The sequence below is a fragment of the Mesorhizobium sp. M0910 genome (assembly GCF_040319465.1).
In the GTDB taxonomy this organism is placed as follows: Bacteria; Pseudomonadota; Alphaproteobacteria; order Rhizobiales; family Rhizobiaceae; genus Mesorhizobium.
Genome location: NZ_JAMYNZ010000020.1, coordinates 35,179 through 48,860 on the forward strand (window position 1 = coordinate 35,179; position 13,682 = coordinate 48,860).

The window sequence follows — 13,682 nt, forward strand, 5'->3', positions numbered from 1 at the left end:
GTCCTACCTCTCCACCAGCGCCATCCTGGCATTGACGACGTTCATGATCGCCGACGTGATCAGGCTTAGCGCGAGATAGACAGCCATCATGATCACCACGCCTTCAACCGCCTGCCCGGTCTGGTTCAAGACAGTGCCGGCAGTCGCCGTCAGGTCCGGATAGCCGATGGCGATGGCGAGTGAAGAGTTCTTGGTCAAGTTCAGATACTGGCTGGTCAGCGGCGGAATCACGATCCGCATCGCCTGCGGCACGACGACAAGCCTGAGGATCGATCCCGAGCGCAGCCCAAGTGCCGCGGCCGCCTCGGTCTGGCCCGTGCTGACGCCCCTGATGCCGGCGCGCACGATCTCGGCGATGAAGGCGGCCGTATAGCAGGACAACGCCAGATAGAGTGACAGGAACTCCGGTCTGACCTGAAAGCCACCGACCAGGTTGAAAGTCGATTGCTTCGGGAATTCGAAGCTCAGAGGAAAGCCGCTCAGCGCGTAGGCCAGCAGCGGCAGGCCGACAATCAACGCTATCGATGTCCAGAGCACCGGGAATGGCTGACCCGTCGCCATCTGCCGCTGCCGCGCCTTGCGGGCGACGAACCAGGCCATGGCAATGCCGAGGAGCAGGGCGACCAGGATCAGCCAGGAGCCCTCGCCCCAGACAGCGCGCGGAAAATAGAAGCCGCGCTGGTTGAGAAAGGAGCCGAACGGCAAATTAATGCTCTCGCGCGGCGGCGGCAGCACGGCTAGCACGCCGGAATACCAGAAGAAGATGACCAGCAGCGGCGGGATATTGCGGAAGACCTCGACATAGACCGTGCAGATCTTCCTGATCAGCCAGTTGCGCGACAGTCGGCCAATGCCGACGATGAAACCGATGATGCTGGCAGTAATAATGCCGACGACAGCCACGATCACGGTGTTGATGAAGCCGACCAGGATGGCTCGGAAATAAGTCGAATCCGACGAATAAGCTATGGCGCTTTCGCTAATGTCGAAGCCGGCGCGGCCCTTGAGAAAGCCGAAACCGGAAGCGATGTGCAAGCGCGTCAGATTGACGATGACATTGTGGGTAACCCACCAGACCCCCGCTACCAGCAGGACGAGGACCAGCGCTTGAAAGAATATACCGCGGACACGAGGATCATTAATGAGAGAACCGCGGCTTGGCCCCTCGCGAAGAACTTCCTGCGATGCCATTCGACAGTCCCCTGGAAAGAGAGACCGGAAGGCAGACGATCTGCCTTCCGAATCCATTTTCGATCAGCGGATCGGCGGAGCGTATTGCAGACCACCCTTGGTCCACAGCGCGTTGATGCCGCGCGCGATCTTCAGCGGGCTGCCCGAGCCGACATTGCGCTCGAACATCTCGCCGTAATTGCCGACGGCCTTGACGATGTTGACGACCCAGTCATTAGAGACGCCGAGATCGGTGCCGATCTTGGTGTCGGCTTCCTGGCCGAGCACGCGCTTGATCTCGGGACTGTCCGAGTTCTTCATCTCGTCGACATTGGCCTTGGTGATGCCGAGTTCCTCGGCGTCGAGCAACGCGAAATAGGTCCACTTGACGATGTGGTACCATTGGTCGTCGCCCTGGCGTACGGCCGGCCCAAGCGGTTCCTTGGAGATGATCTCGGGCAACACGACGTGGTCGGCCGGCGCACCGAGTGTCAGGCGGATGCCATAAAGACCCGACTGGTCGGTGGTGTATACGTCGCAGCGGCCGGCGTCATAGGCGGCGTTAACCTCTTCCAGCTTTTCGAAGACGACAGGATTGTACTCCATCTTGTTCGACTTGAAATAGTCGGCAAGGTTGAGCTCGGTCGTGGTACCGCTCTGCACGCAGACCGCCGCGCCCGAAAGCTGCAGCGCCGAGTTCACGCCCGGAAGCTTCTTGGCGTTGATCATGAAGCCCTGGCCGTCATAATAAGTCGTGCCGATGAAGTTCAGGCCGAGTGAGGTGTCGCGATTGATGGTCCAGGTGGTATTGCGCGACAGGATGTCGATCTCGCCCGACTGCAGAGCGGTAAACCGCTCCTTGGCACTGAGCGGCGTAAACTTCACCTTGGTGCCATCGCCGAACACGGCGGCCGCCACAGCGCGACAGAAGTCCGCGTCGATGCCTTGCCACTCACCCTTGTCGTCCGGCGCCGAGAAGCCGGCCAGACCGGTCGAGACGCCGCATTGGATGAAGCCTTTCGCTTTGACATCGTCGAGCGTGGCCGCCGAAGCCGCCGAAGCCGCGAATCCAAACGCGGCGGCGCCCAAAACGCCGATTGCAATGTGTTTCATGACCCACAGACCCTTTTCTGTTTTTTCCAGGCGAACCTGACTTTTTCCCGTGTGAACGCAGCTATGTATCCCGGCCCATTACCGGAATCGCGCATCGTAACCGACGCGCTGCCTCCCATTCACGAACAACATCGAAGGCGATTATTCCTGTGAGGTCAAGGGAAATGACCAAATCCGAAAGACTTTGAAAACCAACCGCCTGAAATGCCTGAAATTGCAGACAAACGCGCTCGCAAATTGGTCAGCGCGCCAATTAAGCCGGCAAAGTCCGACCGTGACTTGCCAAGCGCACCTGGCAGCCGTTCAGAGGATCTACGGCGCATTGCTGAATTGGCATATTCAAGACCTTGGCCTGGCGAGTGCGGTGCGGTTGCGCGGCCAATGCCGCCGCACTATGGCTAACGACCAATCCATGGGACGAAAAGCAATGGCAAAAGACGACAGCGAGATGGGCGTCAACACGCGGCTCGCCCATTCCGGCAACAACCCGCATGACTATTTCGGCTTCGTCAATCCGCCGGTGGTGCATGCCTCGACCGTGCTCTATCCCAATGCGGCGGCGATGGCTTCACGCAGCCAGAGATACACCTACGGCACGCGCGGCACGCCGACCACCGATGCGCTGAACAGCGCGATCGATGCGCTGGAAGGTTCGGCAGGCACGGTCGCGGTACCGTCCGGCCTGGCGGCGGTGACGCTGCCGCTGCTCGCCTTCCTGTCGGCCGGCGATCATCTGCTGATCGTCGATTCCGTTTATCATCCGACCCGCAACTTCGCCGACACGATGCTGAAGCGGCTGGGCATCGAGGTCGAGTATTACGAACCGCGCATCGGCGCCGGCATCGCGGCGCTGATCAAGCCCAACACCAAGGTGGTGTTCACCGAATCGCCGGCCTCCAACACTTTCGAGGTGCAGGACATACCGGCCATCGCCAAGGCAGCACATGCCGCCGGCGCCATCGTCATGATGGACAACACCTGGGCGACGCCGCTCTACTTCCGCCCGCTCGACCACGGCGTCGACATCTCCATCCACGCGGCGACGAAATACCCGGCCGGCCATTCCGACGTGCTGCTCGGCACGGTGTCGGCCAATGCAGCTTGCTGGAATCAGCTTTGCGAGACGTTCAACACGATGGGCTGCTGCGCCGGACCGGACGACGTCTACCAGGTGCTGCGCGGCCTGCGCACGATGGGCGTGCGGCTGGAGCATCATCAAAAGAGCGCGCTTTCCCTCGCCGGCTGGCTGGAGGGTCAGCCGGGCGTAGCGCAGGTGCTGCATCCGGGGCTGCCCAGTCATCCCGACCACGCTATGTGGAAGCGCGATTTTTGCGGATCGAGCGGCATCTTCTCGATCGTTCTCGCGGGCGGCGGACAGAAGCAGCAGCACGCCTTCCTCGACGCGTTGAGGTTTTTCGGCCTCGGCTATTCCTGGGGCGGCTATGAGAGCCTTGCCGTGCCGGTATTCCTTGGCGACCGCACAATCGCCAAGGGCCCGTATGACGGGCCGCTGGTGCGCCTGCAGATCGGGCTCGAGGATGTCGAGGATTTGAAGGCCGACCTGGCGCGCGGGCTGGCGGCGGCCGCTGAGGCCTGAGCCAGCACCATTCCAGACTGAGTCAGAAAATCGGCGTAACAGCCTGGAAAAATTGCGATCCTGAGCGATATCACGGCGACCGATCGGTCGACTCTACAAAACAGGGGCGGCAGTGTGGTGAAGGCGATAGAATAGTCTCTGCCAGTCCTTGAAACGGATCGAGGTTGGCCGGCGGGATCGGTCGGGAACCTTTTGTCGGCCGATGCATCCAATGTCGCGATGAGAAGCCTATCAGGAGATCGGCCATGCCTGCTGCGTTGACGGCAACGCCCGCCGCTTCCGGCGATATGCAGCTTGTCGGCCGCGCGCTGGCACGTGATGGCGATGCATTTCGCACCATCATCAAGACGCACAACCAAAGGCTCTACCGCATCGCCCGCGGTGTTGTGCGGAACGACAGCGAGGCCGAGGACATCGTCCAGGAGGCATACGTCAGCGCCTTTGCCCATCTCGAGTCCTTTCGCGGCGATGCCTCGCTCGCCACATGGCTGTCGCGTATCGTCATCAACGAAGCCCTCGGCCGCTTGCGCAACAGGCGGCGAATGGTAGCGATGCCTGAAAACCCGCAAGCCGAAATCATCCGGTTTCCCCTCAACCCGAGCGACGATCCGGAGCGGACGATGGCGCAACGGCAGATCCTTGAGCTTGTCGAACGGGCAACCGACAGTCTGCCCGATGTCTACCGGATCGTGTTCGTGGCGCGCGTCATCGAGGGATTGAGCATCGAGGAGACCGCCGAACTGCTTGGCGTGCGACCAGAAACCATCAAGACGCGGCTGCACCGCGCCCGCGCGCTGGTGCGCAAGGCGCTGGACGACCAGATCGGCCCGGTGCTGCTCGACGCCTTTCCGTTCGCGGGCCGGCGCTGCGAACGGCTGACCAATGCCGTGATGCAGCGGCTTGGTCTTTCCGGATAGGCCGCACCGATTTTCGCGGGAACGTTTTCCCGTGTCCTGCATCCAATGAGCATCACCGAAAACGAAGCCCGATGCAGTTCCGCGTCGGGGCGAAGGAGAGCATCATGTTTATTCGATCGACCACGGCACTGGCCGCAATTTTCCTGCTTGGCGCAGCGCCCTCGTCGCAAGCTGCCGACAAACCGACCGATACGCAGATCGCACATATCGCCTACACAGCGGGCGTGCTTGACGTCGAGGCGGCCAAGCAGGCGCTGAAGAAATCCAAGAACAAGGAAGTCGTGGATTTCGCCAAGGACATGGTGCGAGATCACGAGGCGGTCAACAAACAGGCTCTCGACCTAGTCAAGAAGCTCAAGGTCACGCCTGAGGACAATCCGACGAGCAAGGCGCTGACCAAGGCGGCGGCCGAGGAACGTGCCAAGCTTGCCAAGCTCAAGGGTGCGGCTTTCGACAAGGCCTATGTCGCCAGCGAGGTGGCCTACCACAAGCAGGTCAATGGCGCGCTCGAAACTCTGCTGATCCCGTCCGCCAGCAACGCCGAGCTGAAAAGCCTGCTGGAAACCGGCCTGAAAATATTCCAGGGCCACGAACAGCACGCCGAACACGTCGCCGGCATGCTGAAGTGAGGATCGAGCCAATGATGTCGCGGCGGCATCTGTGGGTTGCTCTGGCATTGGCCATGGGTGCCGCGCCGGCCAAGGCCGAAACCATCGAGGTGACGATCGAGAAGCTTGTGTTTTCGCCGGCGAAAATCGAGGCGAAGGTCGGCGACACGATCAGGTGGGTAAACAAGGACGTGTTCGCCCACACGGCAACCGTCAACGGCGCCTGGGAAGTGATGATCCCGCCGAAGAAGGCGGCGAGCCTGACGGTGAAGAAGGCGGAATCGGTCGATTATTTCTGCCGTTTCCATCCCAACATGAAAGGCCATCTGACGGTGACATCGCCCTGACCGGCTAATGCATGCCGCGCAAAGGTGTGCAGCGGTTTTGCGATAACGACATGATGAAAAAGAGCCTAATGCGCGCCGCATGAGGTCGGTCGAATGCGACGCGCTTCTAGGCCGCCAGCCATGCCGTCCCGGCAAGAAGGGTGACCAGCGTCAACGGCAGGCCGACCTTGAAGAAGGCGATGAAGCCCAGCGGTTTGCCGGAGACCCGCGCGTGCTCGGCAACGATCAGATTGGCGACCGAGCCGAGCAACGTGAAATTGCCGGCCAGCGTCGAGCTCATGGCGACGACCAGCCAGGCCCGCTCGGGGTTTTCCAGTCCGGGCACGAACGGCTTCAGCGCCAGCACGGCCGGGACATTGCTCATGATGTTGGACAGCACCGCGGTGAAGCCGGACAGCCGCCACACATCATTCAGCCCAAGGTCTTTTGCCGAAGCGACGATGTCGGGCGTAAGCAGCGTCTTCTCGGCTCCGGCGACGACGATGAATAGCCCGGCGAACATGAACAGCAGCGGCCCATCGATCTCGCGATAGATGCGCTCAGGTTTGATGGCGCGGGTCAGCAACAGAATCGCACCGCCGATCAGCGCCGCCTTGGCAACCGGAACGCCGGCAAAGAAGGCGATGGCCAAACCGATACAGACGACCACCGCCTTCAGCACCTGCCCCGGCAGCATGCGGCCTCGGTAGACTTCGGGGCTGAGCTCGGCCTTGCGCGAAAATTCGGCATGGTAGACGATGCGAATGATGACGATGACGGCGACGAGGCCGGACAGGGCCACCGGCGCAAGCGCCGCCGAGAAGGCCGGATAGGAAATCCCCGACAGGGCGCCGATGACCATGTTCTGCGGATTGCCGGTGATGGTCGCGACACTGCCGCAATTGGATGCGGTCGCCGTGGCGATCAGGTAGGGAACCGGGTTGCGGTTGATGACGCGGGTGACATGGACGACGATCGGCGCCATGACCAGGCAGATAGCGTCGTTGACGAGGAATGCCGACAGGACGCCGGTCAACAGCGTCACCATCACCAGCAGCATGAACGGCGCATGCGCATGCTCGATGGCGAACCCGCCGAGCGCGCGGAAGGCGCCGGACACTTTCAGATGCGCCACGACGATCATCATGCCGAGCAGAAGCGTGATGGTGTCGAAGCTGATGGCGCGGTAGGCGTCTTCCATGTCGAGCGCGCCGATGGCGATCATCGCCGCGCCGCCGAGCAGTGCTATCCCTGCCCGGTCGAGGCGCAGCCCGGGTACCCTGCCGACAGCAACGCCGGCATAGGTCAGGACAAGGATCAGCAGCGCCGCCGCGCCCATCGCTGTCATGTGTTGGAAATCCTGTGCGACTGGCGAGTGAACCTGTCCGGAATGGACCTGAAGATATTGGCGATCCCGACAGGATTCGAACCTGTGACCATCGGCTTAGAAGGCCGGTGCTCTATCCAGCTGAGCTACGGGACCACTGGCCGGCCGCATGACCGGCGGATTGTGCCGGCAGGGCCGGTATGGGATCAATGCGTCCAGGGCGTCCTGCGGTCATAGCGGAAATTCTCCGCATAGGAAATCTGGCGGCGCTTGATTTCCTTCGGCTCCTCGACGCGGAAAGCCAGGCCTTCCTTCTCGGCATAGGCGACCGCCTCTTCTCTTGTGTCGAAGGTCAGTCTGATCTGGCTTCGCATGTCGCCGGACGTGGTGTAGCCCATCAGCGGATCGATCTTCTTGCGCTGCTCCGGATCGAATTCCAGCACCCAATGGCCGGTCTTGGCCTTGCCGGACTGCATCGCGGTTTTGGCTGGGCTGAAAATGCGGGCTGACATGACCACCTCATTGCTGGTTGCAAGCGCACGACCGCGACACCAGATTACTGTTCTCTGGCCATGCACTAGCCCGTCATTACTGCGCAATGCCGCCGGCAGCAAGGCCGATGGCTTTTTACGCTTGCTTTGGTGGGCTGAAATCACTAGGCAACAGACCGTTCGGAGTGTAGCGCAGCCTGGTAGCGCATCTGGTTTGGGACCAGAGGGTCGGGAGTTCGAATCTCTCCACTCCGACCATTCATCAAGCGAACCTCGTCGGCAGCGCAAGCGGATCACGCTCGAGCGTGATCCGCCGTCGCCGGTGATGCGTAAGCGACGGACGGACAGCACGAGCCTGCGCTGCCCGTCCGATACCCAAGCCGTCAGCCCTGGATGAAGGCCAGCAGATCCGGATTGATGATCTCCGGATGGGTGGTGCACATGCCGTGCGGCAGGCCCTTGTAGACCTTGAGCGTGCCATGCTTCACCAGCTTGATCGCAAGCAGCGCGGAATCGGCGATCGGCACGATCTGGTCGTCGTCGCCGTGCATGATCAGGACGGGCACGTCGAGCTTCCTTAGATCGTCGGTGAAGTCGGTCTCGGAAAAGGCCTTGATGCAGTCGTAATGGGCCTTGGCCCCACCCATCATGCCCTGGCGCCACCAATTGTCGACGGCGCCTTGCGAGACCTTGGCGCCCTCGCGGTTGAAGCCATAAAACGGGCCGGCCGGCACATCCCTGTAGAACTGGGCACGGTTAGCGGCCAGAGCCGCGCGAAAGCCGTCGAAGACTTCGATCGGCAAGCCACCGGGGTTGCTGTCGGTCTTGACCATAATCGGCGGCACGGCGCCGATCAGCACCGCCTTGGCAACACGGCCGCCGCCGCCATAAAGCGCGACGTAACGCGCCACCTCGCCGCCACCGGTCGAGTGGCCGATGTGGATCGCATCCCTGAGATCGAGATGCGCCGCCAGCGCCGCAACATCGGCGGCGTAGGTGTCCATCTCATTGCCGGTCGCGGTCTGCGACGAGCGGCCGTGGCCGCGGCGGTCATGTGCGATGACGCGGTAGCCCTTTTCGAGGAAGAACAGCATCTGGTTGTCCCAGTCGTCTGAGCTCAGCGGCCAGCCGTGATGGAACACGATCGGCTGGCCCTTGCCCCAATCCTTGTAGAAAATCTCGGTGCCGTCATGGGTGGTGAATGTGCTCATCGTCCTACTCCTTGATGGAAAAGTTGGGGGTAACAGGGAAGCTTTTAGCCCCCTCAGCTGGAAAAATTATAACAGTGCGGTCAGGGTGAGCATTGGCAAAACGGACATTCAACGTGGCAAAACTGACAAATGACGGCTGCGCGTGATCTGATCGAAATCGGCCTCGTCTTGTATCCCGGCGTGCAGGAAGCAGCCGTGCTCGGCCTGACCGATCTTTTCATGCTGGCAAACCGGCTGGCTGTCGAGCGGTTGCCGGACGCGTTGAGGCTTCGCGTCAGTCATTGGCAATTGGAGGACGCGGGCCACACCGTAGTCCGCAGCTTCGACAGCGACCCCGGCGCCGGCAATGAACCAGCCATGGTTATCCTCCCGCCGACCTTGGGAGATCCGATCGCTCGGGAAGCAGCCGCGCCCTATGCCGGCTGGCTCAGGGATCGTCATGCGGCAGGCGCGACGCTCGGTTCGGTCTGCGCCGGCGCCTTCGTGCTTGCCGAGACCGGCCTGTTGTCCGGTCGCGCCGCGACGACGCACTGGGCTTATCGCGACGCGCTGGCGCTACGCTTCCCAGACATCCTGCTCGACGCCGACAGGCTGGTCATCGACGATGGCGATATCATTACCGCCGGCGGCTACATGGCCTGGACCGATCTCGGCCTGAAGCTGGTGGACAGGGTGCTCGGGTCAGCCGTCATGATGGACACGGCGCGTTTCATGCTTGTCGATCCACCGGGCCGCGAGCAACGTTTTTACAGCCCGTTTGCGCCGCGATTGACCCATGACGACGAAGCGATCCTCAAGGTGCAGCACTGGCTGCAGGCGAACGGCGCGCGCGACGTGACGCTTGGCGCCATGGCCGAGCGTGCGGGGCTGGAGGAGCGGACCTTTCTGCGACGCTTCCGCAACGCCACTGGCCTCAGGCCGACCGAATATTGTCAGCACCTGCGGGTCGGCAAGGCGCGCGAGATGCTGGAAACCACGATGCGATCGATCGACCAGATCGCCTGGGAGGTCGGCTATGACGATCCCGGCTCCTTCCGCAAGGTATTCGCCAGGATAACCGGCCTGGTGCCCGGCGATTATCGCCGGCGCTTTGGCGTGGAACGAGCCGCGATTGCAGGAGGTGAAAGTTGAGACCTGCCGCCGCAATGGCGCTACCAGATGCATCTGACGGCAAGCTCGCCGGGCGAGAACCCCAACCACTCCATCCCGGCGAGCCTACTACCTGATTTGATACGCAATCAGGACCGGGATTAGCCGGCAAGCTCTTTCTTGCAAGACAGATGCCAGCCTTTTTTCCCAAAATGGGACGGCGGCTGAACTGGAATCCTCTAAATCTCGAACTCGCCCTGCCCTTCATCCATGGCGCTGACGGTCTCGGCTGCCAGGGCGCGGGTGATCGGCGTCTTGCGCTCGAGCGCGGTGCGGTCGAGCCGTTCGACCACCCGCATTGCGGTGGCCAGCGAGCGTTCGATGCGGCGCACCAGATATTGCACGACATGCGGCTCGACCTCGACCTGTCGATCGGCGAACAGCTTTGTGATGACGCCGGCCAGCAAGAGGTCGTCGGGCTCGTGGATCTCGACGGTAGCCGCCGCCTTCAGCCGCGATGCCAGGTCGGGCAGCCGGACGCCCCAGGCAGAGGGAAAGCGGCGCGCCGTCAACAGTAAGGTCGAGCCGGCGCCGCGCACCGCATTGATCAGGTGGAACAGACCGTGCTCGTCGACCGGGCCGGCATCGACATCGTCGATCAGGGCCGGATGCGCGCCGAGATTTTCGATGCAGTCGCCGATGCGGCCGGCCTCCACTTTCACCGCGTCGGCGCGGGTCCGCCAGATCGAGGCCAGATGGGTTTTTCCGGAGCCGGCCGGCCCGGCCAACACGACAACCGGCGACGGCCAGTCCGGCCAGCGGTCGACAAGCGCCGCCGCCTGGCTGTTGGTGCTGGAAACGACAAGCTCGTCGCGCGAATAGCCGGTGCCGTGGCCTAGATCGAGCGGCAATTGGCGCGGCGGATCGATCTTGTCCGGCATCTGGCTCAACCGCGCGCGCCCCCGCGGCGGCGCACCTGCAGCGGCGGCACCGGCTCGTCGGCGTGGCCCTTGTAGAGCGGCGATTCGAGATAGCGCGCAATGGCGAAGCGCACCAGAACGGCAACGGCGGCGGAAGCCGGAACGGCGATCAGCAGGCCGACGAAGCCGAACAGCGCGCCGAAGGCAAACAGCGCGAACATCAGCCACACCGGATGCAGACCGACGCTTTTGCCGACCAACCGCGGCTGCAGGATATTGCCCTCGATGAACTGGCCGACGAAGAACACGCCGGCCACCGCCGCAATCATGGTCCAGTCCGGCCAGAACTGGACGAAGGCGACGCCGACGGCCAGCACCAGGCCGGTCAGCGAGCCGACATAGGGGATGAACGAGATCAGCCCGGCAAACAGGCCGATGAGGATGCCGAAATTCAGGCCCGTCAACGTCAGGCCGGTGGCATACATGGCGCCCAGCACCAGGCACAGCGTGCCCTGTCCGCGCACGAAGCCGGCGGTTGCCGTGTTGATATCCCTGGCGATCGCCCTGACGGTCTTGACATAGTCGCGTGGCACCCAGCTGTCGACGATTGCCACCATGCGGTCCCAGTCGAGCAGCATGTAGAAGGCGACGACCGGCGTCACCACGAACAGGCTGACGACCGAGACCAGCGCAACGCCGGAGCTCCAGATCGAGGTGAAGACGGTGGTCAGGAGGCCGAAGCCGGAGGTCAGCAGCGAGTTCAAGCCTTCACGCAGGCCATTGGCGTCGACGCCGAATTTCTCTTCCAGCCATTTCGGGTCGAAGCTGGTGATCAGGCTCTGCAACCGGGTCAGATAGTCCGGCAGCTTGCTGGCGAAATCAGCCATCTGCGAGGCGAGCACCGGAACCAGGATGACGACGGCCAGCACCAGGACGACGATAAAGGCGACGAGGATGACCACCGTCGCCATCAGCCTGGACAGGCCGAGACGCTCCAGCCGGTCGGCGACAGGGTCGAGGAAATAGGCGAGCACCATGCCGGCAACGAAGGGCAGAAGGATGCCGCTGAAGACGTAAAGGAAGACGGCGAGGATGATGGCGCTGACCAGCCAGAAGCGGATCTGCCGGCGAAACGACGCCGATGCCGCAGCCTCCGCTGCCGCGGCTTCGGCCTCGGCGTCGATGGACCGTTCGTCAGGTGCCCGATGTTCAGGTGCCCCGCGTTCAGGTGCCGGGTGTGGAGCCTTCGCCATAGCCGCTCATATGCCTCAGCCAAGCCACGAGATAGGCCGCGGCCGAAGCCACGGTCAAGACCCCGGACAGCAATATGAGGGCCGGCCTCAGCGGATCGAGACGGATGTCGAAGGCCAGTTCACCCAGCACCACTGCCGCCAGTACGATCTGAATCGCGGTGTTGGCCTTCGACACCAGGAGCGGCTTCATCTCAACCGGATGCGCCATGACGGTGGATAGAAGCACGGCGCAGACGATCAGTGCGTCGCGCGACACCATGGTAACGACCAGCCACAGCGGCAGTTCGCCACTGAAGCCCAGGACCACGAAAACCGAGACCAGCAGCAGCTTGTCGGCCATGGGATCGAGATAGGCGCCGAGCCTGGAAAACTGATTGAAATGGCGGGCGATGAAGCCGTCGACGCCGTCGGAAATGCCGGCAATGAGGAAGCCGGCAAACGCCCAGTCCCAGCGTTCCTGCAGCATGGCCAGCACCACGGCCGGCACCAGCACGAAGCGCATGATCGTGATCATGTTGGGGATGGTCAAACGCATATCCCGTCGCTCTTGTTTGTCGATACATGATGGAGATGGAGGGCGACGGCAAGTGAGAAGCGACACAGAAGCTGCCAATCACCCCTCGAGGGCGCCAGCAATGAAATAGGTCAAGACAAATGAAATAGGTCAAGACAGATGTCGATTTCGGGGAGGCTCATTCGTCTCACGATGGGAAGCCGAAGAATTCGCCCAGACCTTCCTGGACCGCGAGCAAGGAAACGGACGCGATGACAATCACTATCACAGCTTTTGAACGATCGCCCGATGGCGGCAAGGGACTGGCGCGCGATACGCGCGTTCGCTGGGCGCTCGAAGAAGTGGGGCAGCCGTATGAGGTTCGTCTTGTTTCCTTCGCAGAAATGAAGGCGCCTGGCCATCTGGCCATCCATCCCTTCGGCCAGATCCCCACCTATGAGGAAGGTTCTCTCTCGCTGTTCGAAACCGGCTCGATCGTCTTTCATCTTGCTGCGCAGCATACGGGATTGCTGCCGAAGGATCGCAGTGCCCGCGCGCGTGCGATCACGTGGATGTTTGCCGCACTTAACACCGTCGAGCCGCCGATCCTCGAATTAACGACGGCAAGAATATTCGAACGTGACAAGCCTTGGAGCGAGGAGCGCTTGCCGTTGGTAAAGGACCGTGTTCGGGCTCGGCTGGACAAACTCTCGGCCCACTTAGGCGTCGCCGACTGGCTCGATGATACGTTCAGCGCGGGCGATTTATTGATGGTGTCAGTGCTGCTGCGACTAAGAATGTCCGGCATTTTGGACGAATATCAAAACTTGGCTGCCTATGTAGCGCGCGGGGAAGCACGGCCGGCTTATATCCGGGCTTTCACCGCGCAATTTGCGATCAACGCCCCATCAACCAGCATTACCTCATAAAGCTGAGCCGACAGCAGGGCTTTCTCATTGATCTGGAACCCGGTTGGGGGTTTGACCTGGATGCGCAATGGTGCCGATCGGCAGGTCGGCGGGACAGCGCCCCCTCTCGCCTGCCGGCCATCTCCCCCCTCAAGTGGGTGTTTGGACCGGGGACATCGCGAACAGCTGTGCGAGGACATCGCGAACAGTTTGCCATCCTATCGTTGGCTTGCATTGAGGTCGATGGTCTGGATTTTCT

At 62.0% G+C, this 13,682-nt stretch carries 14 protein-coding genes and 2 tRNA genes; 7 read left to right on the plus strand and 9 right to left on the minus strand.

Features of this window, described 5'->3' with window-relative positions:
- Positions 1-3: 3 nt before the first annotated feature.
- Positions 4-1,191 (minus strand): amino acid ABC transporter permease, encoded by a 1,188-nt coding sequence (locus NKH78_RS30040; RefSeq protein WP_254820739.1) that lies wholly within the window; start codon positions 1,189-1,191, stop codon positions 4-6.
- Between the two features lie 63 nt (positions 1,192-1,254).
- Complete coding sequence (locus NKH78_RS30045; RefSeq protein WP_352884939.1) at positions 1,255-2,283, minus strand: amino acid ABC transporter substrate-binding protein; 1,029 nt, start codon at positions 2,281-2,283, stop codon at positions 1,255-1,257.
- 427 nt (positions 2,284-2,710) lie between these two features.
- Between NKH78_RS30045 and NKH78_RS30050 the strand changes: the two genes are divergently transcribed.
- From NKH78_RS30050 to NKH78_RS30065, 4 genes are all read left to right on the plus strand, one after another.
- The gene (locus tag NKH78_RS30050; protein ID WP_352740306.1) at positions 2,711-3,880 is read left to right on the plus strand and encodes a cystathionine beta-lyase; all 1,170 of its coding nucleotides are present in this window, start codon (positions 2,711-2,713) and stop codon (positions 3,878-3,880) included.
- 245 nt (positions 3,881-4,125) lie between these two features.
- Entirely contained in the window at positions 4,126-4,797 is a 672-nt protein-coding gene (locus NKH78_RS30055) for an RNA polymerase sigma factor (RefSeq protein WP_352740308.1), read from the plus strand.
- Between the two features lie 104 nt (positions 4,798-4,901).
- Positions 4,902-5,426, plus strand: coding sequence for a DUF4142 domain-containing protein (locus NKH78_RS30060; RefSeq protein ID WP_352740309.1), 525 nt, complete (start codon positions 4,902-4,904; stop codon positions 5,424-5,426).
- A gap of 14 nt (positions 5,427-5,440) precedes the next feature.
- Complete coding sequence (locus tag NKH78_RS30065) at positions 5,441-5,752, plus strand: cupredoxin domain-containing protein (protein ID WP_352508883.1); 312 nt, start codon at positions 5,441-5,443, stop codon at positions 5,750-5,752.
- Positions 5,753-5,858: 106 nt separating this feature from the next.
- Here NKH78_RS30065 and NKH78_RS30070 read toward each other — a convergent pair whose 3' ends face one another.
- The 3 genes from NKH78_RS30070 to NKH78_RS30080 all read right to left on the minus strand — a co-directional run bounded on the left by NKH78_RS30070 (position 5,859) and on the right by NKH78_RS30080 (position 7,570).
- Positions 5,859-7,079, minus strand: coding sequence for an anion transporter (locus NKH78_RS30070; RefSeq protein ID WP_352740311.1), 1,221 nt, complete (start codon positions 7,077-7,079; stop codon positions 5,859-5,861).
- Positions 7,080-7,137: 58 nt separating this feature from the next.
- Positions 7,138-7,214: transfer RNA gene (locus tag NKH78_RS30075), tRNA-Arg, on the minus strand.
- Between the two features lie 50 nt (positions 7,215-7,264).
- Positions 7,265-7,570, minus strand: coding sequence for an ETC complex I subunit (locus NKH78_RS30080; protein ID WP_352479279.1), 306 nt, complete (start codon positions 7,568-7,570; stop codon positions 7,265-7,267).
- A gap of 160 nt (positions 7,571-7,730) precedes the next feature.
- On the opposite strand from NKH78_RS30080, the gene NKH78_RS30085 reads away from it, so the two are divergent.
- A tRNA-Pro gene (locus tag NKH78_RS30085) sits at positions 7,731-7,807 on the plus strand.
- A gap of 125 nt (positions 7,808-7,932) precedes the next feature.
- Here NKH78_RS30085 and NKH78_RS30090 read toward each other — a convergent pair.
- A complete protein-coding gene (locus NKH78_RS30090; protein WP_352479278.1) occupies positions 7,933-8,760 on the minus strand; it encodes an alpha/beta fold hydrolase in 828 nt (275 codons plus the stop codon).
- Between the two features lie 129 nt (positions 8,761-8,889).
- Here NKH78_RS30090 and NKH78_RS30095 point away from each other — a divergent pair, with 129 nt between their 5' ends.
- A complete protein-coding gene (locus NKH78_RS30095) occupies positions 8,890-9,891 on the plus strand; it encodes a GlxA family transcriptional regulator (protein ID WP_352779500.1) in 1,002 nt (333 codons plus the stop codon).
- 197 nt (positions 9,892-10,088) lie between these two features.
- Here the strand turns inward: NKH78_RS30095 and hdaA are convergent, their stop codons facing one another.
- From hdaA to NKH78_RS30110, 3 genes are read right to left on the minus strand one after another with little or no spacing between them, the layout of a single operon-like run.
- On the minus strand, positions 10,089-10,790 hold the full coding sequence (hdaA, locus tag NKH78_RS30100) for a DnaA regulatory inactivator HdaA (protein ID WP_254820322.1): 702 nt from the start codon (positions 10,788-10,790) through the stop codon (positions 10,089-10,091).
- Positions 10,791-10,795: 5 nt separating this feature from the next.
- Positions 10,796-12,022 (minus strand): AI-2E family transporter, encoded by a 1,227-nt coding sequence (locus tag NKH78_RS30105; RefSeq protein WP_352740314.1) that lies wholly within the window; start codon positions 12,020-12,022, stop codon positions 10,796-10,798.
- The gene (locus tag NKH78_RS30110) at positions 11,994-12,551 is read right to left on the minus strand and encodes a CDP-alcohol phosphatidyltransferase family protein (RefSeq protein ID WP_023677645.1); all 558 of its coding nucleotides are present in this window, start codon (positions 12,549-12,551) and stop codon (positions 11,994-11,996) included. Before NKH78_RS30110 ends, NKH78_RS30105 begins: the two co-directional genes overlap by 29 nt.
- A 236-nt stretch (positions 12,552-12,787) precedes the next feature.
- Between NKH78_RS30110 and NKH78_RS30115 the strand changes: the two genes are divergently transcribed.
- The gene (locus tag NKH78_RS30115; protein ID WP_352740315.1) at positions 12,788-13,444 is read left to right on the plus strand and encodes a glutathione S-transferase family protein; all 657 of its coding nucleotides are present in this window, start codon (positions 12,788-12,790) and stop codon (positions 13,442-13,444) included.
- Positions 13,445-13,682 lie beyond the last annotated feature (238 nt).